This is a genomic window from Brucella sp. TWI432 (genome assembly GCF_039674445.1).
Lineage (GTDB): Bacteria > Pseudomonadota > Alphaproteobacteria > Rhizobiales > Rhizobiaceae > Brucella > Brucella chromiisoli.
The window spans coordinates 1-18,933 of sequence record NZ_JBDJNL010000030.1 but is presented as its reverse complement, the minus strand read 5'-3'; the positions used below and the strand labels follow the sequence as shown (position 1 = coordinate 18,933).

The following is an 18,933-nucleotide window of genomic DNA, read 5'->3' as shown; positions in this document are numbered from 1 at the left end:
TATCGCGGCATTGCAACACGTTACGACAAAAACCCGGCCAATTTCCTGGCTGCTGTCAAACTCATCGCTGTCCGCATCTGGTGCATCAGTTTATGAGTCTACGCCGTAGTAAATCAATTAGTTGAATGTGAGAGTATCATCTCTAAGTTGCATTGACTGCATGACTCATTGTCGCCCTTCTGATAATGAGCCACGCTTGCGGCAGTGAGCGGTCTTGATACCATTCAGGCAGAACAGTGCACGAAGGAGATTATCGCCGACATAAAAGCGCGCAACTATGCCGGCCCGAGCATAATGAAGGTTTCGCTTTTGCTCACGCCCTGAAGCGAGCGAATTGTTGAAATGACTTCGTTGAGTTCGGATATTGTAGAGACTTCAAGCTCCGCAATCACATCCCAAATTCCGTTGGTGTTGCAAAGACTGGTCAGTCCGGGAACGCGCTTTATTGCAGCGATAGTGGCTTTCAGCGAAGCACCGGACATCTCAATGAGCATGAAAGCCCGGATCTGGTCTTTGCCGATGTCATCGCGAACGCGCACGGTAAAACCTTTGATGTCACCATTGGCGATCAGACGATCGAGGCGTTTTTGTGCCGTTGCGCGTGCCACTCCCAGCAGCTCAGCTAATTGAGGCACAGAGGCCCGGCCATTGATGCGTAACTCTGTGATCAACCGTTTATCCAACTCATCCATTGTTCCCCACTTTCTTTTTCGTAACTTATTATGACTTTTTCGTCAGATTATTATAAAAATAATCACTTTATATTCTTTTTTGTCAATGTGTTTGCAGATAATGATTTCAATCAAGGGGAATTTAAAAGTGGCTTCTAAAATGCTGCAAGCTGGTGGGGAGCTGCACAATTCCCTGTTCAGGCCGGTTACAAGGCTGTGAAATAGCATTAACGGCTCGTTCTAGAGCTTTCGTAGGGAACTTTGATAATGAAAATGGTGAGACTTTTTTCGACTGCGCTTGTGGCTCTTGGTATCTCACTCTCCGCAAATGCAGCCAAGGCTGATGATCTGGAAAAGATTCAGAACACAGGCAAGATGACGATCGCGCTTTCCGGCGTCTTTCCTCCATTCAGTTTTGTCGACGAAAACAATAAAGTTGTCGGCTTTGACGTTGATATCGGCTCTGAAATTGCGCGTCGCCTGAAGGCTGAACCAGAAATCGTCACGACTGCCTGGGATGGCATCATTGCGGGTCTTGTTACGGGACGTTTTGATACGATCGTTGGATCGATGGGTATTACAGAAGAGCGCAAGAAGGCGATTGATTTTGTTGGCCCTTACTATCGTTCCGGTCTTGCGCTGTTTGTACGTAAGGGCGATACGGTCAAGTCGCTGAACGAGCTTGAAGACAAGACTATCGGCGTAACACTTGGTGAAACGTCCGAAAAGTGGGTGCGCGATCAGGGAAAATACGAAGTCCGCACTTATAAAGGCTTGCCGGAAATGCTGCTCGACCTCGGTTCAGGTCGCATTGACGCTGTTGTAGCCGACGACGTTCCAGTTCTCGTAGCGATCAGCAAAAACAATGCACCGATTGATCAGGTCAAAGATGATCAGTTGCCGCGCTATGATATCGGTATTGCTGTGCGTAAAAACAATCCTGAGCTGCGCGACGCTATGCAGAAGGCTCTGGATGACATGATGACAGACGGCACCTACAAGGCGATCTCTGAAAAATGGATTGGAGCGGATATCCGCTGATCCGACAAGTGGTCGGGAGCGGCTGGATGGCCGCTCCACTATTCTCAAGAATGTGGCATCACTGTCGTTGTCGCTTAGCTTCTTTCGCATTCGATTTGACTGACCTTCAGGAAAATTGCGTGTGAAATGCTTTCGTTCCTAAACTTTGTCATATGTGCGCTCTGGCGGACAGCCGGAATGGTCAGGTGTGACAGATGCGTCCTGAGATGGAGCAGAAAGGTTGAAGGATGGATATCGCACTTATTGAGCGGATTTTTCCCTTCATTGTTCAGGCAGCATGGGTCACAGTAGAGCTGACCATCGTGTCATTACTCATCGGTCTCGTTGTTGCGAGTTTTCTGGTGATTGCCAAGTTTTCACGTTATGCGCCGATACGATGGCTCGCAACTGCCTATATCAGTGTGATGCGCGGCACGCCGCTTCTGGTGCAGCTGTTTCTCGTCTTCTTCGGTGGTCCGCAATTTGGCTTCGAGTTTACACCGTTCGTCGCTGGCGTAATCACGATGGGTTTCAACATAGGCGCCTATATGTCCGAAGGCATACGTGGTGCTATCCTGGCGGTCGATAAAGGGCAGAATGAAGCAGCACGTTCGTTGGGCTTTAGCCGTGTCAGAACGATGTGGCTTTTCATTCTGCCGCAGGCTGCCCCCTTGATGATCCGCTCGCTTGGCGTCAATACGGTTATTCTGACAAAGAGCACTGCTCTTGTTTCCACGATTGGTGTGGTTGAGCTGACGTATACTGCCCAGCGTTTTGTGACCTCTACCTATAAGCCGTTTGAGGTTTTTGCGATCGCTGCGGCTGCATATATTGTGATCATTGCCGTCATTTCCCTGATCGTTCGTGGTCTCGAAATCTACTTCAGCGCGGAAAAAAGGGCAGGAGCATGAGTCTCGATTTTACCGTTGTTCCTCTCTATGCAGAGCTGATGCTGATCGGCCTGCTCTGGACTGTACTGATTACGGTACTGGCTGGCTTGATTAGTATTGTCTTGGGAATTGTCATTGCCATTGTCACGCTTCATGCGCCAAAGCTTATCAGTCTTCCGATACGCGGCATTGTATTTCTGTTCATGGGTACGCCGCTGCTCTTGCAGCTCTATCTGCTCTATTATGGCTTGTCGCAGATCGGCATCATGGTCCCAGCCTTTTGGACCGGCGTCTTCGGCCTCGGCATGCATTATGCTGCTTACAATGCCGATATTTTCCGTGCGTCGTTACAGGCCGTTGATAAGGGGCAGATGGAGGCTGCGCGTTCGCTTGGCTTCGGAAATGGAGCAGCGCTGCGCTATTTCATCATTCCTCAGGCGATCCTGACTGCATTGCCGCAGGTCGGTAACAACAGCATTATCCTGCTCAAGGACACCGCCGTTTTGTCGGTGCTGGGCATTGCAGAACTGGTGCTGAGTGCACAACGCGGTATCAGCGAAACCTATCGTCCTTTTGAGTTCTACTTCGTTGCAGCTGTGCTCTATTACCTCGTCAATCTTGTGATGGAATGGGTTTTGAGCAAAGCGGCCAAGAAAGCGGAAGCTATCCGATGAACACACAAACCCCTATGATCCAACTGCGTCAGATCAGAAAATCTTATGGCGATATCGAGGTGCTGAAAGGCATTGACCTCACTGTAGCCAAAGGCAAGATTGTTTCCATTATCGGCCCCAGCGGTTCTGGCAAAAGCACGTTGTTGCGTTCCATTAATATGCTGGAAGAAACGTCTAGCGGTGAAATCTGGTTGGATGGCCATCAGGTTAATCGCCCTCTCAGGGGACGCGCTTTTGAAAAACATATCAACCATATCCGGCAGGAAATGGGGATGGTTTTCCAGCAGTTTAATCTGTTCCCCCATCTGACGGTTCTTCAAAACATAATGGTCGGACCCATGAAGCTGAAAGGCTTGTCAAAGGCAGAGGCGCTGGAACGTGCCAATGGCTTGCTTGCGAAGGTCGGTCTCGTTGATAAAGGCCATGCCTATCCGGCCCGGCTTTCTGGCGGCCAGAAACAGCGTGTTGCAATCGCCCGTGCTCTGGCCATGCAGCCGAAGGTCATGCTTTTTGATGAAGCGACATCCGCTCTTGATCCTGAGCTGGTCGAAGAAGTGAATCAGGTCATGAAACAGCTCGCCAGCGAGCATATGACCATGCTGATCGTTACACATGAAATGCGTTTTGCCGCCGAAGTTTGTGACCACGTTATGTTCATGGATGGTGGTGTGGTCGTTGAACAAGGTTCGCCGGACCAAGTTCTGTCCAACCCAACCGAAGAGCGGACGCGCGCATTCCTGCGCAAGCATCTTTCTCATTAGAGCGCGGTTCGATCCGATTGATTCAGATCGGCGCTCTAACTCTTTCTAAATTAAGCATAATCTTATCGATCCTCGTTTCACTCCGGTCGGATTATGCTCTAAAATTGAAATCTAAGCTTTAGAGGCGTGTTGCATTTCTTAGAAACACGCTCCCATTGACGGAGACTTGATCTATGACTGCGAATGTTTCAAACGGCGCGTCCAACGCCGTAACGATGGCGCATAACCATATTAATGCGCAGCATGTCGAGGAATTGGCACTGCGTCTGGTTGGATGGAACAGTGAAACCGGAACACCCGGTGAAGCCAGCTTTTCCGAACATCTGGTGTCTGTTTTGAAGGAGATTCCTTATTTCCAGCAAAATCCTGATAATATCCGCACGGTTGCAAGTCATGGCGATCCGCTGACGCATAATGTCGTCGCGCTGGTTCGCGGCAAGGGCAAGCGTACACTTGCACTTGCAGGTCATTTCGATACGGTTGCGACAGATAATTATCACGAGTTGAAGTCTCTGGCTTGTGAAAGCCTCAAACTCAAAGATGCCCTGATCAAAGATTTGTCGAAGCGTTCGCGTTCGGCACAGGAAGAGCGCGCACTCGAAGATCTGCTCGGTGGCGATTTTCTTCCGGGCCGTGGCATGCTCGACATGAAGAGTGGCCTTGCGGTTGGAATAGCGTGTGCAGAAAAATTCGCCGAAGACGCAGACCGCAACGGCAATCTCCTGCTTGTCTTTACACCTGATGAAGAACGTGAAAGCCGCGGTATGCGCTCAATGCGTAATGCGTTACCTGCAGTAGCCCGCGACTTTGACATTGAAATCGCTGCTGCGATCAACCTTGACGTGACATCGGATCAGGGCGACGGCAAAGAAGGTCGTGCAGTTTATGCTGGTACGATTGGAAAGCTGTTACCATTTGCGCTGGTCATCGGATTGAGCTCACATGCGAGCTATCCTTACGAAGGCGTGAGCGCGCAGGCAATGGCTGCCTCCATTCTCGCGCGCTTTGAAGGCAATGCAACACTTGCTGACCGGGATGAAAAGGATATCTCCCCACCTCCGATCTGCCTTGAGGCGAAAGACCTGCGTGACGGCTATGAAGTGACGACACCAGAGCGTTTCTGGATCGCGCTTAACTGGCTTTATCATGCCATGACCGCAGAAGAATTGTTTGACCGTTTCAAGAATGAGGTTCTGGTCGGAGCAACCGAGGCTGTCGAACGCTTCGCGGCCCAGTCTGAAGCCTTTGGCCAACTGATTGGAAAGCGTGCAGGCGCAATTCCAGCAGCACCAAAGCTCATCACGTTCGAGCAATTACGAGGTATGGCTGCGCAGGTCGCTGGTGAGGCATTTGAAACGCTTTACAGTGAGCAGGAAAAGCGTCTTTCCCACATAGACAATCCATTATCAGTCAGCCGTCAATTGACTGAGTGGCTTGTTGGTATTGCGCATCTGTCAGGTCCTGCTGTTGTCGTTGGTTTTTCAGGCTTGCATTATCCAGCGAGCCATCTTGATGATAGTCAGGCCAATGATCGTGCATTTAAAAAGGCTATCGACACAACGATGCAAACATTTGCGGCTTTCCCGGACCAGTCGTTGGTCTGGAAACCGTATTTTCAGGGGATCTCTGACATGAGTTTCCTTGGACAGGCGACGTTGGGGCAGGATGTGGTTTCCAACAACACGCCGGTCGCACGGCTTATCGATCATCCCGCTGACGATGCCCTACAGTTTCCGGTGGTTAACATCGGTCCATGGGGCCGTGAGTTCCACCAGAAGCTTGAACGCGTCCATGCGCCTTACGCATTTGAAGTCTTGCCGCAGATTGTCTCAATGATCGCGGAAGAGTTTTTGTCGAAACGCGCCTGAAGTTCAGCGCCAGTTTATCCGATAAAGGATCGCAAATATGACCAATGAAAAGCTGAACATCGTTCCTTTTGTCAGTGTCGATCACATGATGAAGCTTGTTCTGACGGTGGGTGTTGAAACCTTCCTCAAGGAGCTGGCGGAAGTAATTGAAGAAGACTTCCGCCGCTGGGAACAATTCGACAAGACACCACGTATCGCATCCCATTCCGACGAGGGGGTGATTGAGTTGATGCCGACAAGTGACGGCACTCTGTATGGCTTTAAGTATGTTAATGGCCATCCAAAAAATACAAAGGAAGGCCGCCAGACCGTAACCGCTTTCGGCGTCTTGGCTGATGTCGGTAACGGTTATCCGATGTTGTTGACTGAAATGACGATCCTGACGGCATTGCGTACAGCTGCAATGTCGGCAGTCGCTGCCAAGCACCTTGCGCGTCCAGATTCCAAAACGATGACGATCATCGGCAATGGTGCACAAAGCGAGTTTCAAGCGTTGGCTTTCAAAGCCATTGTCGGCGTCGAAAGTCTGCGTCTTTTTGACATTGACCGCTCGGCCAGTGAACGCTGCGCGCGCAATCTAAGTGATAAAGGCTTTTCGATCTCGATCCACACGACGTCGCAGGACGCGGTTGAAGGTGCCGACATCATCACGACGGTCACAGCCGACAAACAATATGCAACGATCTTGAGCGACAACATGGTTGGTCCGGGCGTGCATATCAATGCGGTTGGTGGCGATTGCCCCGGCAAAACCGAACTCAACAAGGATATTCTGCTGCGCTCCGATATTTTTGTCGAATACCCGCCGCAGACACGCATAGAGGGCGAAATCCAGCAGTTGGATGCTGACTATCCGGTTAAAGAACTCTGGGAAGTAATTGCAGGAACGACCGAAGGTCGTTCGTCAGATCGGGCCATCACGCTGTTCGACAGCGTTGGCTTTGCAATCGAAGATTTTTCTGCGCTGCGTTATGTTCGCAGTAAGCTCGAAGAAACAGGCCTCTATGTTGAACTTGACATGCTGGCAGACCCTGATGAGCCGCGTGATCTGTATGGCATGTTGCTGAGATGCGAACAAAATCTCAAAACATCCGCATAAAGCATAATCAGATCGGACTGAAATAAGGATTGATAAGATTATAGGCGTTGGTACACAGATCAATATTACGTGGTCAACGTCTATACCACATTCTACCGCAGTCTCCTGAAGGTAACTATAAAAGCCGGGATAGCGCACATAAGAAAAGGCGGCATAATTGAGCAGCAGAAGTGAAAAATTCACGACATACACCCTCAAGACGCTGCTGCTTTAAAAAGAGAAATGGTGCTGAATTCTGGTACGGAAGCGCTTCGCGTACCAGAATCTGACCTCTTTGATTGTGCGAAACTGACTCGCACACTGAAGGTTGAAGGTTCACCTGACAACCCTGTTGTCGTCGCTTGCGGCTCATTGGTTCAACCTAAACCTGCAATCTTGAACTAATCCTGTTCTGGCACAATCTTGTCAGAGGCCGTTGCATAACGGTTTATGCCAATCATTTTTGTCGCCGCTCGGCGATGAATTTCAGCCATTGTCGCATGAAACGCTGCGTTCAATTTTTCAAGCTCAGCATGTTCCGCAAGATGCGCAGGAACAAGCTCGCGGATTTCAGCAAGGATAGCAGTTTCATCGATTGAATGCATTTTCCCCTGATGAACGACAATTTCTCCAGCGACCATAACTGTCTCAATGGACGACCCATTCTCAGAATAGACAAGATGCTTTGCCACATCATTAAGCGGCGTAAAGCTCAGCGTTGTAAGATCAAGAATGAGCAAATCCGCTGCTTTGCCACTTTCCAGTGATCCAGTGACAGTCTCAAGCATAGCGCTGCGCGCGCCACCTATCGTCGCCATAGTCAGTATCTCATCAGCACTGATCCATTGTTTGTAGTCAGGCCCCGTTGCACTGTGTATCAATCCCGCTACACGCATGACGTCAAAGATACGCGCAGTATCATTTGACGATACCCCGTCCGTTCCAAGAGCAACGCTCACACCTGCATTGATCAGTTGGCGAATTGGAGCGATCCCCGCACCAAGCTTTTGATTGGAGATCGCATTATGCGCAACCGAACATTTGGCTTGTCCCATTAGCTCTATGTCGGACGAACTAACCCAGACAGCATGAGCAATCGTGGTATTGCGCGAAAGAATATCCAGATCGCGCATATAATCTATCAGGCTTTTCCCATAAAGTTCGGACCCGGTGACTGCTTGCGTTTTTGTTTCAAGAACATGAGTATGCAGAGGAACGCCCATTTCAACTGCAAGCGCATGGCAGGCCTGAAGCAGTTCCGGGGTGCAACGCTGTGGCGCTGAGGGTGCAATCATGAAATTGATGCGACCTGCCGTACCGTGTAAGGTCGAGAATGCCGAGCGACAGTAATCCATGTACACATCGGCCGGCATAGGCGGGCCGAAATCAAGCTTATCCTGCAGATGGCGCGGCATGACTTCGCGCGCAAAGGGAAGTGCATCCAGTGTGTGAACATTCATGGCGGCACTGGAAACATTTGCGCGGATACCAGCATCCTGATAGGCTTTAAATACAGTTGAAAGCCGGGAAAGATCATGTGCAGGCGGGTCGAAAAAATCATCACAAAGTGTGGTTACACCGTTGCGTAAAGATTCCATCGCAAGAAGAAGACTGCGTAGATAAAGCAATCTTTCGTTGACGACAGGTCCCATCATCAGTGGATAGGCGTAAAGCAACCAGATTTCCAGCGGCATGCCCTCATAGCGGCCACGGAAGAAAGTTTCGCTCGAATGGGTATGCGCATTGATCAGCCCCGGCATCACGAGGCGGTCTTTTCCATCAATGACAAACGCATCTGGTTGAGCGACAAGATTTTTACCGATAGCCCGTATCTTGCCATCCTCAATCAGAATATCGCCTTCGAAGGGGCGGCTTTGGTGTTGTGCACACATTGTCAGAATGGTGGCACTTCTGATGAATGTTTGTTTCCTGACCTGCATCGTAGGTTTCCTGCAATTACTGATCGCGCAATTCACTAAAGCCATTGGCAGCCTTGGTACCACCACGCAATTGCGTGCTCAGCCAAATGCCAATAACGGTAGCAATGTAAGGCAGAGCAAGCAGCAGATCGTGTGGAACCCGATCACCAAATGCGAGTTGTGCCCTGATGCCAAGTGCACCAACAACTGCAAAGAACACAGCCGCAAGACTGGCCCCGATAGGGTGGCCCGCTCCAAAGATGACGGCAGCAAACCCCATAAACCCGCGGCCTGCGGTCATATTCTGTGCGAAAATCTGCAGACTTCCGGCTGCGAGCTCCGCACCCGCCAACGCACATAAAACACCGCCAACCATCAGTGCTATAAGGCGCATAAGTGCGGGATTAATTCCGACACTGCGTGCTGCGAAGGGATGCTCACCAGCAGCTCCAAGACGCAAGCCAAATCTTGTTCTGCGCAAAACGACCCACATCGCAAACACCACAAACGGCATGAACAACACAAGAATCGAAAGAGAACCATAAGCACCAAAAGCCGGCCCAATCCGCGGAAGTCCAAATGGTGCGCTCACGGCGGCTTGAGTTCCAAAAATAGATTGCACAGCGAGCGCTGTTCCACCAAGGCCCAATCCTGTCAGTCCCAGCCCCGCAATAATCTGGTTGGCTTTTAATTTCTCAACCACAAACCAGAACAGGATTGATCCAACAACACAGACGATAATGGCAATTAGAAGTGCCAGCCATATCGACTGCAACAGCACAATGCCCAGAATGGTTGCACAAGCCCCTGCAATCATCAGACCTTCAAGCCCAAGATGCCACACACCCGTTCGTTGTGCGATTACCCCGGCAAGAGTAACATAAATAAGTGGCGTGCCTGAGCGCAGGATAGCGATTAGGAAGTCTTCCATATCCGTCCTCCAAGTTTTGCTATCCGGTCGATAACGCTGGACTTTGCTGTGATGAAAAGAGCGATTGCTGCATTGATGATGTCGATGGCTGAAGATGGCAAACCAGCCATAATCGGGAGATAAAGAGCCGCAGACGCAAGCCCACCAAAAAACAAAGCGACAAACGCTGTGCCGACAACGGAAAAATTGGCAACAAGTGCAATCAGGATTGCAGTAAAGCCATGGCCCGGCAGAAACCCACCCGTCAGACGACCATTCGGTCCCATAAACTCGATTGTGCCCGCAAGTCCGGCAAGAGCACCGCTAAGCAGGAAGCTGGCAAGGCCGATACGCCATGTTCGTGCACCTTGCCATTGAACCATCGTTGGATTGCGACCGGCAAGCCCCGAAAGAACACCAAACGCGGTCCGATTGACCAGAAACCACATCACCAGTCCGACAAAAACAGCGATTGCAATAATTGTCGGAGAAAGCCCGAGTGAATCACTAATGCGGTACATGCTCGCGAGCGGACGGCTCGACGCCTGCTGTCCCGTTCCTGAAGGGTCCTTGAGTGGTCCAGCAGTAACATAAAGCAGGAAAAGGCCGGCGATGAAGTTACCCATCAGTGTGGTGATGACTTCGTCAGCGCCTGATTTAAGCCGCAAAAGGCCGGGCCATAATGCCCACAGCGCCCCACCCGTCATGCCGGCCAGAACGCACGCGGTTATAAGAACCGGAGCCGGCGCTCCATTCAGCCGTTCAGCCATGAATGCGGCTGCAATGGCCCCCATATAGAATTGCCCTTGCGCGCCGATATTGAAGTAGCCTGCGCGAAAGGAAACAGCGACACCGACCGCTGTAATGAACAGCGGCAGACCCCAGCGCAAAGCCTGTTGCAGCGCGCCGGGCCGCAGGAAGGCGCCCTCGGCAATCGACTGGAACATCAGACCGGTGGAATAGCCAGCAGCCTGAAAGATTGCGCCGCACAGTGCAAGGCCAATGAGAATAAAAATTACCGCGCGGAAAACGGAGACGAGCCGGTCAATCATCAATGAACTCCTGTCATGGCTGCGCCAACCGCTGCAAGGTCATAAGGTGGTCGGAATTCAGCAACGATACGCCCCGACGACATGACGATGACCCGATCGGAAATATCGAAGATTTCATCAAGATCAGATGAGATAAACAGAAGGCCACAACCACGCTCTCGCGCCTGACGCATGGAATCCCAGACAAATGACGTCGCTCCAATATCCAGACCGCGTGTTGGCTGGGCAGCAAGAATGAGACGGGCATTGTGGTCCATTTCTCGCGAGAGAATAACTTTTTGCGCATTTCCGCCCGATAATGAACCTGCTCGCTGGCCTACTTCCGAGTAACGCACATCCCACTGCTTGAGTGCTGCATCACACTGCTTGCGAATAGTTGACGGATTGATGATTGACAAAAGCGGCATTTGAAGAAGATTACGCGCTGACCAATTTTCCCAAAGCGAGCTGGTCAGGCTCAGGCCTTCGACATTGCGTTCAAATGGAATAATCCGCAGTCCGGCTGATCTTCTTGCTGCCAGTGGCGCACTGGTGAGATCCTCATTATTGATGACAATATTGCCCTCGACCACATCAGCCATGGCAGAAATTGCGCGCACCAGCGTGCGTTGTCCATTGCCCTCGACCCCGGCAACGCCGATTATTTCTCCCGAACGAATATCGAGATTAATCTGATTAAGTGCAGGACCTTCGGGATCAGGCCGCGTGGAAACATTGTTCATATGAAGGATTGGTGCAGAGTGTTGCATGGCCAAGTTCTGATCGCCTTGGGCATGTGCAACAATCTTTGTACCCGTCAGGGTTGCTTTGTCGTCTGCATTGAGGTTTTTAGCAGCAGCTGGACCAATGATCAGTTCAGCCAATTGGTCTGCATTTATACTTTCACACGGTAGCGGTCCATCAACCAGTTTACCCCCTCGAAGAACGGTCACCGTGTCGGCGATTGCCAAAACTTCCCGTATCTTGTGCAAAATCAGGATAACCGTGACACCGTGCTCCTTCAAACGCCTGACCCGCTCGAAAAGTTTGTCAGCGCCTTCCGGCGATAAAACCGCCGTCGGCTCATCCAGGATCAAAAGCTTGGCTTCAGAGACGAGCGCTCTTGCGATTTCAACACCTTGCTGCGTTTCAACCGCCAGATCACGGATGCGCTGACTGGCTTTGACTTTGACATCAAGCTTGTCAAGATGGGGTTGCCAGCGCTTCTCAAGTTTGGCTTTGGAGAACAGGCCACCGCCTTTTGCACCGAACTGCATCGCTTCAGCAACAGTGAATGATGGTGGAAGCGCAAAGCTTTGATGGACAAGCTCGACACCAAGGCGCCGCGCATCTTTTACATTGCCGCCCACCAGTGGGCGACCATCAATTTTGAGCTCCCCTGATGCCGGACGAACAAGGCCAGCCAAAACACGGGCAAAGGTTGTTTTCCCTGCGCCATTCTGGCCAACGACAGCGTGGATTTTCCCACGCTCGAAGACGGTTCCAACATCGCAGAGCGCAACGATATGACCGTATTGCACAGTCACATCGTGGCATTCAAATATAGGCTGGCTGGCCTTGGTCATTGCAGTAGATCCGGTTAAAGCGTGGTGTTGAAGGGAACTTTGAGCGATCCATCCAGAATTGCAGCGCGGGCGGCAGCAATTTCCGGTTCAACTTCTTTTGCTTTGGCAACAAGATCCGCCGGTCCTTCCTGAGCGAAAAGCGGCGACACGATAAAATCGATTACACCTGTTCCCAGACCCGTATGTTCGTGCGTGCCACCAGCAAAATCATTCCCCATGGCTTTTTTCACTTCATTATAGAGTGAGGTACCGAAGTCTAGGCCAACGATCGAAATCACATTCTTGGGGCCTTGCGGGAACTGTGCAGGGTCAAGGACGCTGACCAAACGGCCCTCGCCTTCTTTCGCAGCCGCAATAATACCGAAATCGGTCGCAGCAGCATCTGTCTGGATAAAATCGATGCCACTCGAATACATCTGTGTGGCAATTTCCTGCCCCTTTGCAGGATCCTGGAATGAGCCTGCAAATGCCACCGCGACAGATGCGTCCGGGCGCACTGACAGCGCACCTGCCTTAAAAGCATTATAATCGGCATTGATTGGCGGAATGGATACGCCTCCAATAAAACCAAGTTTGCCGGATTTACTCAGACGTGCCGCAAAAATCCCCGAAAGATAGCAACCAAGATAATAGTCATAAGAAACGGTGACGACATTCGGAATTGCAGGCTCAAATGGATCGGCGAAGAGCTGGACCCATTTTGTATTTGGATAAGAAGGGGCAAGCGCCTTAAATGGCTCTGCGACTTCGTTGAATGTGGACACAATCACGGAGGCGCCCGCATCGCCCAGCGTGCGGAAAATAGTTTCATATGTGGCCGGGTCTTGCGCATAGACTGCGCGAGACTGAAAGCCTTGCTCATCTGCAAGCTGCTTGAGCTTGGCGATCATGGAATCCACCGCACTGGCATCACCAGCAGCTTGTGTATGCACAAGCGCAACAAGGCCACCTGCGGCATAAGATGCCGCGGTTAGCAGACCCGAGGTCATGCTGAACGCTGCCAAACCGGCAGACATCCTGAGGAAATTTCGGCGATCAATTGATCCGCCCAGAAGATTAAGCTCGCCTGAGTTTTTGTTTGTCATGTTCCCATTTCCTTGCTCTGGAGTTCGGTATCCGAATTTTTATTGGGGCGGCTTTTATACCGCCCTGGGTTTTACAGATGCATATGCTTGCACCCGCCTGTTTTATGCACCCGGCGAAAACGATGCCGGGTTCATAACCATCACGTCCTGCGTCTGAATTGCATCCAGCGCCCAAACGCTGGCAATAAATGTCTGCCAATCGGGATCCGCATACATGGCCGCACGTCTCGCCTCGCGATCTGCAACACTGTCATAGCGCCACATGAGGACAGTTTTGTGCAAGTGCCCGATTTCGCTGACATAAAGCCCCAAAAATGTGTTGAGGTGCCTTTTCTGAATAGGCAAACCTTCGCTCTCATATTTTTTGAGCCAGCCATCCACCGTACCCGGCCTAAATGTGTATGTGCGATGTTCGACGATCATTACGAGACCTCCTTAAGAATGAATTCAGCGGCGCGTTCACCGATCATGATCGCCGGAGCGTTGGTGTTACCACTGGAAATAATGGGCATGATCGATGCATCGGCTACGCGAAGGCCCTCGATGCCGCGCACTTTCAATTGTGCATCGACCACAGACATTGGGTCCGTCCCCATCTTGCATGTTCCGACAGGATGAAAAGTCGTCATGGCATTGGCACGCAACCACTTGATGAGTTCGTCATCGCTTTCAACGGCCGGACCGGGAGCGAGTTCTTTGCCACGGTATTTATCGAATGCTTTTTGTTTGATCACATCCCGCGTTATGCGGATCGCATTGATCATCGTGCGAATGTCAAACTCGGTTTGCAGATAGTTGGCATTGATCCTTGGGCGTTCCGCTGGATCTGCGGAACGCAATCGGATTTCACCACGGCTCTGCGGATTAACCGGGCCAACCCGCAACGAGAAGCCGTGATTGGCCTCCACGCGCTCTTTCCTGAACGGATTCGGAAAGTGGAGATTTGCTGTCTTTTCCAGTGCAGGCATGAAATGCAACTGGATATCGGGGGCTGCGAGATCGGGGCGCGACTTAACAAATGCGCCCGCCTCGTAGGGGAAGGTCGTGGTGATACCTTCCCCAAACAACATACCCTGAATAACAGACCATGTGAGCTTGTCGGCACGAAGATCAGAATAGAGTGTCACCGGCTCCCGGCATTCATAAGCCATGACGCAATCGACATGGTCCTGAAGGTTTTTGCCGACACCCGGCAGATTATGCACAACCTTGATGCCTTGTTCAGTCAGTTCATCGGCAGAACCGATACCCGAGAGCATGAGAATTTGCGGCGAATTAACCACTCCTGCCGAAAGGACTACTTCACGGTTGGCGTGAACCTGAATGAGGTTCCCCTTATGGCTGAACTCAACCCCGACAGCACGGCCATTCTCAATGAGAATACGGTTTGTGTGGGCACGTGTGATAATGGTGAGATTTGGCCGCGATTTTACTGGACGCAGGAAAGCATAGGCCGCCGAGCACCGCTTTCCTTTTGTAATGGTGAAGTCATAGCGGCCAAAGCCCTCCTGTTCTTCACCGTTGAAATCATCATTGAGCGGATAGCCCGCCTGATGACCGGCTTCGTTAAAAACATTGAGCAATCCGTTCCATCCGCGCGCACGGCACACGGTGAGTTCACCTTCGCTGCTATGAAACGCGTCTTTGCGTTGCACATGGGTTTCAGAACGCAAAAATGCCGGCAACACCTCTTCATAGGACCAGCCAGTGGCGCCCATCTGAGCCCAGCGATCATAGTCGTGACGGTTGCCACGCACATAGATCATACCGTTGATGGTCGACGTTCCGCCGAGCACTTTCCCGCGCGGCCAATAAAGCGAACGACCATTGAGATTGGGTTCAGGCTCCGTATGGTAGTGCCAGTTATAGATGCCGGAATGAAAAAGCTTTCCCATCAGCATTGGAAGACGGAAGAGTGGGTTTAAGTCTCGGCCGCCCGCTTCCAGCAACAACACCTTATTGGCGGGATCAGCCGAAAGACGGTTGGCGAGAACGCAGCCAGCCGAACCCGCGCCGATGATAATGTAATCGAATGTCTTCGTTGCGGTCATATTACCACGCGATGGGTTGAGAGCCCATCTCCTCCAGAAAGTCGTTGCAAAGAATGAATGGATTGGGCTGCGCCAGCACTTCATCGGCGCGTGCGGGGTGATCGCGCAGAACACAGCGCAGATGACCGCCGATCGCCTCGTCAATCCCCGCCATTTTGAGCGCCTGCGCTGCTGCATCGCCAAAGCCAAGGAAAACAAGGGGCTTTCCACGTGCCGCCAGCGAACGCAGTGTTTCAATAATCAGAGGCCGCCAGAGAACGAGATGGCCCTCAGACTGGTGTGGATCTATGTCGACCTGAAAGCGCGTCAGTGTCAGTGAAGCATTGAGAAGAAGCGTCCCCTCGGATACCCAGCGATCAGCAATCCTGGAGGGATGTTCAAGCTCGACTGTTCCGCTCTCGATTGCCTCCAAAGTCTTAGGCCAATCATTAAAGCTTCTCGCATAAGTCAGGTCGCCCGTGCGTGCTGCAACGATCTGCTGAGTGTAAGCGCGGATACTTTTGGAGAACATTTTGTTGAGTTCGCTCCAGGCCGCAAGATTGCCCGCTTCGAACGCCCGTCCCGTTGCAAAGCCTGGTTCTGGATACGGGTCCTGCCCAAGAACGACGCAACGAACATCATCCGGTTTTATGTGGTCAAACGCACGCAGACAGTGCGCACCGGATGGCATTCCGGGAAAGTGCTTTGCGCGACGAACTGGAAAAATTGGCTCCCATATCTCCAACTCAAGCTCAGATGAGATTCCGTCAAAATCGAGAACGACGTTTCCCAAAAGCGCTCGCCATGGCGTGGTGAGATCGGTGGGCCAATCTGACAGGAACGCCTCCATTGCAGCCTTCAGCAGCACAGTCATTCGCACCCTCCCCAAGGTGGCGGCTGTCAGGCGAATTTAAGAACCTGACCATATTGTCAGCTTTTTATGAAAAATAGTTGACCATATTGTCAACTTCTTTTTTATTGTGGGCTGCCAATCCAATGCCTCGTAAAGTTGTATGGACAGGCCTTTGAATGAATGCGCATGACGGTCAAAGATAATTTTCTTTGAAAAACCGATTAAAAATAATGGGATAACCAATGGTAAAGCAAACGAGGTCGGCTGAAATGGAGCCTGTAGGTCAAGCAGTCTCTGAAGAGCCGATCAGAGCGCGAAACATCCTTAAGATTCTCACAGCCGCTGTAGAGATTTTTTCTCGCAAGGGTCTTGATGGAGCGCGTATTGTTGAAATAGCCAAGGCTTCGGGTTTACCGAAGGGGAATGTCTATTATTATTTTTCATCTAAAGAGGATATCTACAACGCAGCCATTGAGCAGCTCATTCACAGTTGGGATGATGCATTCGGGCACATATCGGCAGATCGCGAGCCAGCTGAAGCAATAGAAGCTTATGTTCGAGCCAAGCTTAATCATGCCTGGAAGAACCCCGCTGAAACGCGCCTTTTTGCAAATGAAATTTTACAGGGTGCTGAGCATCTTTCGATGGAAGCGCGCGAACATATGCGACGGGTTACATCGCAAAAGGCGGGCGTAATTGATGCATGGGCGGCTGCGGGCAAGATTACGCAGGTCGATGCGCGTCATCTATTTATCCTGCTCTGGTCAGCAACGCAATTTTATGTTGAGTTTGAAGCTCTGGCTTGCGATGCACTTGATACGATTGAACTTACAGAAGCTGACTATGAGAATGCTGCCAAAACAATTACCCAAACAATTTTGCGTGGGCTGTTAACGACGTAATAAGCATTGAACGCCGTGTTTTCCCAGCCAAGCTCAAACGCTCAAACTGAGGGTGTTGCACAGGTCAGACTGTGGTCGCGCCAACCACTCTTTGTTTAGCCGCAGAATCTGGATCTGTGGCTATTTTTTCATCGCTGGTCCGATGTGCCACAAACAAGATAATCAAGCTAATGGCGATAGGATGTCAACGATGGTGGATTTCAAGGAGCGCAGGTAAAGGGATTGCTGGGCGGGAAAAAATGATCGGCCGCGCGCGTAAACTGTCGGTAGTGTGGCAGGCTGGAGCATTTCCAATGTTTTAATCAAAACAGGAGATACTCTAGCCCCCCAGCTATTCTACCCACTTCCGCCAATCTGGACGTTACGTTCTTCAACCGGATGCGCAACCAGTTATTGCAAGTCTAACTTCTTTACGATCAGCGACCTTGCCACATTGCGATCTTCAAACGTAAGAGGTGCATTTTGATCTGATAAAACAGGCTGCTGTCTAAAACCTCATATTTTAAGCATGATCTTATCGATCCCCGCCCGTATCGGTTGCACTATGCTCGAAGTCTTGGACCACACCGTCCTGAACGAACTGCTCAGAATAACAATCTAAAGCCCTATAGCAGCGCTACATACTGACAGTTTTCATACGAAAGTCCCTTATCGTAGCGACTGAGTTAAAAGGTCCCCTGGGTCTATAGCGGGTCCACGTGGACGAACTCTTCATTTAATACGTACCATTAATACGCACCATTGTAACATACTTCTCAAGATGAGATGTTTTAGAATTCGTACTGACAGAACTCGCCTTAGATCCAAGTAATGGTGATTCTATTTGACCACCTGGAGGAAAAGGATGCACAGATGTACTTCCTATCACACCAGCTGTAGGGCTATGTGTTGGCTGTTCTATTTGGGCAGCAGAATTCAAAGAATGTCTAGATGTAGATGATCTCACACTGCCTTGATTTCTATTTACTGAAAGATCAGTGTTTACACTTGGCACTTGTGTATTAATACTTGGATCGACTATCCTTGTATTTGAAACTATTGCACTTGGCGTCTCTCTCCGAGTAATCATAGAATCACCCCCCCCCTTCGGGGACGGTGAGTCCTTCTTTCGCGACCATTAGTGCATCAATTCCGCTCCACGCCGTCATGGCAATCATTGTAGCGAACAGCCCCCCCGATACTCCAGCGAGCGCTTTGCTTGTTTTTGCGGCTTGATTTTCCTGCGTGACATCGCCATCAAGAGTATGCAGCACTCTCACCTGTGCATTTTGTCCGATGATTAAGGACGCGGTGCCCGTTGCAATTTGCCCGACAGCTGCTGTGGCGCCGGCAACTTTAACGCCGATTCTTACACTTTTCTTAATCTTGCTATCTGTTAGTGCCTTGCGATTTTCTTCTATATCGCCTGCGCCACCAGTGTCACTTGCTCTCACAGTATCAGCAGCCATCGCACTGATATCCGTATAAGCACTATATCCAAGGCCTATCCCGATTATGGCACTAAGAACCATTGCTCCGATCAAAAAGCCTTGGCCAACAGTGACATGCCCTGAAGGGTCTGCGAAGTTTATAGGATCGCCTTGGCAATAAGCGTATGGATTGACACCGCCTTGCCCGAAAGGCGACAGGGAGTCTGGGGCATTGAATCGCATAAG

At 50.8% G+C, this 18,933-nt stretch carries 17 protein-coding genes and 1 pseudogene; 8 read left to right on the top strand and 10 right to left on the bottom strand.

What is annotated here, in order from left to right; genetic code table 11:
• Nucleotides 1-96, top strand: a pseudogene (locus ABE527_RS20475) (IS5/IS1182 family transposase); the annotation flags it as partial.
• A gap of 179 nt (nt 97-275) precedes the next feature.
• Here ABE527_RS20475 and ABE527_RS20470 read toward each other — a convergent pair.
• A complete protein-coding gene (locus ABE527_RS20470; protein WP_187547697.1) occupies nt 276-692 on the bottom strand; it encodes an Lrp/AsnC family transcriptional regulator in 417 nt (138 codons plus the stop codon).
• 246 nt (nt 693-938) lie between these two features.
• Between ABE527_RS20470 and ABE527_RS20465 the strand changes: the two genes are divergently transcribed.
• From ABE527_RS20465 to ocd, 6 genes are all read left to right on the top strand, one after another.
• Entirely contained in the window at nt 939-1,712 is a 774-nt protein-coding gene (locus ABE527_RS20465) for a transporter substrate-binding domain-containing protein (RefSeq protein ID WP_499698168.1), read from the top strand.
• A 227-nt stretch (nt 1,713-1,939) separates the two neighbouring features.
• Nucleotides 1,940-2,602: an amino acid ABC transporter permease gene (locus ABE527_RS20460; RefSeq protein WP_499698167.1), complete on the top strand. Its 663-nt coding sequence runs from the start codon at nt 1,940-1,942 to the stop codon at nt 2,600-2,602.
• The gene (locus ABE527_RS20455; protein WP_499698166.1) at nt 2,599-3,255 is read left to right on the top strand and encodes an amino acid ABC transporter permease; all 657 of its coding nucleotides are present in this window, start codon (nt 2,599-2,601) and stop codon (nt 3,253-3,255) included. Before ABE527_RS20460 ends, ABE527_RS20455 begins: the two co-directional genes overlap by 4 nt.
• Complete coding sequence (locus ABE527_RS20450; protein ID WP_499698165.1) at nt 3,252-4,016, top strand: amino acid ABC transporter ATP-binding protein; 765 nt, start codon at nt 3,252-3,254, stop codon at nt 4,014-4,016. Before ABE527_RS20455 ends, ABE527_RS20450 begins: the two co-directional genes overlap by 4 nt.
• 173 nt (nt 4,017-4,189) lie before the next feature.
• Complete coding sequence (locus ABE527_RS20445; RefSeq protein ID WP_499698164.1) at nt 4,190-5,884, top strand: M20/M25/M40 family metallo-hydrolase; 1,695 nt, start codon at nt 4,190-4,192, stop codon at nt 5,882-5,884.
• A gap of 37 nt (nt 5,885-5,921) precedes the next feature.
• The gene (gene ocd / locus ABE527_RS20440; RefSeq protein WP_499698163.1) at nt 5,922-6,983 is read left to right on the top strand and encodes an ornithine cyclodeaminase; all 1,062 of its coding nucleotides are present in this window, start codon (nt 5,922-5,924) and stop codon (nt 6,981-6,983) included.
• Between the two features lie 380 nt (nt 6,984-7,363).
• Here ocd and ABE527_RS20435 read toward each other — a convergent pair whose 3' ends face one another.
• From ABE527_RS20435 to ABE527_RS20400, 8 genes are all read right to left on the bottom strand, one after another.
• The gene (locus tag ABE527_RS20435) at nt 7,364-8,902 is read right to left on the bottom strand and encodes an amidohydrolase family protein (protein ID WP_499698162.1); all 1,539 of its coding nucleotides are present in this window, start codon (nt 8,900-8,902) and stop codon (nt 7,364-7,366) included.
• Between the two features lie 16 nt (nt 8,903-8,918).
• A complete protein-coding gene (locus ABE527_RS20430) occupies nt 8,919-9,812 on the bottom strand; it encodes an ABC transporter permease (RefSeq protein WP_499698161.1) in 894 nt (297 codons plus the stop codon).
• Nucleotides 9,797-10,843, bottom strand: coding sequence for an ABC transporter permease (locus ABE527_RS20425; RefSeq protein ID WP_499698160.1), 1,047 nt, complete (start codon nt 10,841-10,843; stop codon nt 9,797-9,799). Before ABE527_RS20425 ends, ABE527_RS20430 begins: the two co-directional genes overlap by 16 nt.
• Nucleotides 10,843-12,408 (bottom strand): ABC transporter ATP-binding protein, encoded by a 1,566-nt coding sequence (locus tag ABE527_RS20420; protein WP_499698159.1) that lies wholly within the window; start codon nt 12,406-12,408, stop codon nt 10,843-10,845. Before ABE527_RS20420 ends, ABE527_RS20425 begins: the two co-directional genes overlap by 1 nt.
• 14 nt (nt 12,409-12,422) lie before the next feature.
• Nucleotides 12,423-13,493: a BMP family ABC transporter substrate-binding protein gene (locus tag ABE527_RS20415; RefSeq protein WP_499698158.1), complete on the bottom strand. Its 1,071-nt coding sequence runs from the start codon at nt 13,491-13,493 to the stop codon at nt 12,423-12,425.
• A 102-nt stretch (nt 13,494-13,595) separates the two neighbouring features.
• Complete coding sequence (locus tag ABE527_RS20410; RefSeq protein WP_499698157.1) at nt 13,596-13,916, bottom strand: NIPSNAP family protein; 321 nt, start codon at nt 13,914-13,916, stop codon at nt 13,596-13,598.
• Nucleotides 13,916-15,544 carry a GMC family oxidoreductase gene (locus ABE527_RS20405; RefSeq protein WP_499698156.1) on the bottom strand — a complete coding sequence of 543 codons (1,629 nt, stop codon included), beginning with the start codon at nt 15,542-15,544 and terminating at the stop codon, nt 13,916-13,918. The genes ABE527_RS20410 and ABE527_RS20405 overlap by 1 nt, the downstream gene beginning before the upstream one ends.
• Before the next feature lies 1 nt (nt 15,545).
• Nucleotides 15,546-16,397, bottom strand: coding sequence for a uracil-DNA glycosylase family protein (locus ABE527_RS20400; RefSeq protein WP_499698155.1), 852 nt, complete (start codon nt 16,395-16,397; stop codon nt 15,546-15,548).
• A 221-nt stretch (nt 16,398-16,618) separates the two neighbouring features.
• Between ABE527_RS20400 and ABE527_RS20395 the strand changes: the two genes are divergently transcribed.
• Nucleotides 16,619-17,278, top strand: coding sequence for a TetR/AcrR family transcriptional regulator (locus ABE527_RS20395; protein WP_499698154.1), 660 nt, complete (start codon nt 16,619-16,621; stop codon nt 17,276-17,278).
• 1,073 nt (nt 17,279-18,351) lie between these two features.
• Here the strand turns inward: ABE527_RS20395 and ABE527_RS20390 are convergent.
• Nucleotides 18,352-18,933, bottom strand: a 582-nt coding sequence (locus tag ABE527_RS20390; protein ID WP_499698153.1) for an RHS repeat-associated core domain-containing protein, incomplete at its 5' end; no start/stop codon positions are given.

Coding starts and splice junctions, on each gene's coding strand:
- ABE527_RS20470 (WP_187547697.1), bottom strand. CDS start 692: ATGGATGAGTTGGATAAACGGTTGATCACAGAGTTACGCATCAATGGC.
- ABE527_RS20465 (WP_499698168.1), top strand. CDS start 939: ATGAAAATGGTGAGACTTTTTTCGACTGCGCTTGTGGCTCTTGGTATC.
- ABE527_RS20460 (WP_499698167.1), top strand. CDS start 1,940: ATGGATATCGCACTTATTGAGCGGATTTTTCCCTTCATTGTTCAGGCA.
- ABE527_RS20455 (WP_499698166.1), top strand. CDS start 2,599: ATGAGTCTCGATTTTACCGTTGTTCCTCTCTATGCAGAGCTGATGCTG.
- ABE527_RS20450 (WP_499698165.1), top strand. CDS start 3,252: ATGAACACACAAACCCCTATGATCCAACTGCGTCAGATCAGAAAATCT.
- ABE527_RS20445 (WP_499698164.1), top strand. CDS start 4,190: ATGACTGCGAATGTTTCAAACGGCGCGTCCAACGCCGTAACGATGGCG.
- ocd (WP_499698163.1), top strand. CDS start 5,922: ATGACCAATGAAAAGCTGAACATCGTTCCTTTTGTCAGTGTCGATCAC.
- ABE527_RS20435 (WP_499698162.1), bottom strand. CDS start 8,902: ATGCAGGTCAGGAAACAAACATTCATCAGAAGTGCCACCATTCTGACA.
- ABE527_RS20430 (WP_499698161.1), bottom strand. CDS start 9,812: ATGGAAGACTTCCTAATCGCTATCCTGCGCTCAGGCACGCCACTTATT.
- ABE527_RS20425 (WP_499698160.1), bottom strand. CDS start 10,843: ATGATTGACCGGCTCGTCTCCGTTTTCCGCGCGGTAATTTTTATTCTC.
- ABE527_RS20420 (WP_499698159.1), bottom strand. CDS start 12,408: ATGACCAAGGCCAGCCAGCCTATATTTGAATGCCACGATGTGACTGTG.
- ABE527_RS20415 (WP_499698158.1), bottom strand. CDS start 13,493: ATGACAAACAAAAACTCAGGCGAGCTTAATCTTCTGGGCGGATCAATT.
- ABE527_RS20410 (WP_499698157.1), bottom strand. CDS start 13,916: ATGATCGTCGAACATCGCACATACACATTTAGGCCGGGTACGGTGGAT.
- ABE527_RS20405 (WP_499698156.1), bottom strand. CDS start 15,544: ATGACCGCAACGAAGACATTCGATTACATTATCATCGGCGCGGGTTCG.
- ABE527_RS20400 (WP_499698155.1), bottom strand. CDS start 16,397: ATGACTGTGCTGCTGAAGGCTGCAATGGAGGCGTTCCTGTCAGATTGG.
- ABE527_RS20395 (WP_499698154.1), top strand. CDS start 16,619: ATGGTAAAGCAAACGAGGTCGGCTGAAATGGAGCCTGTAGGTCAAGCA.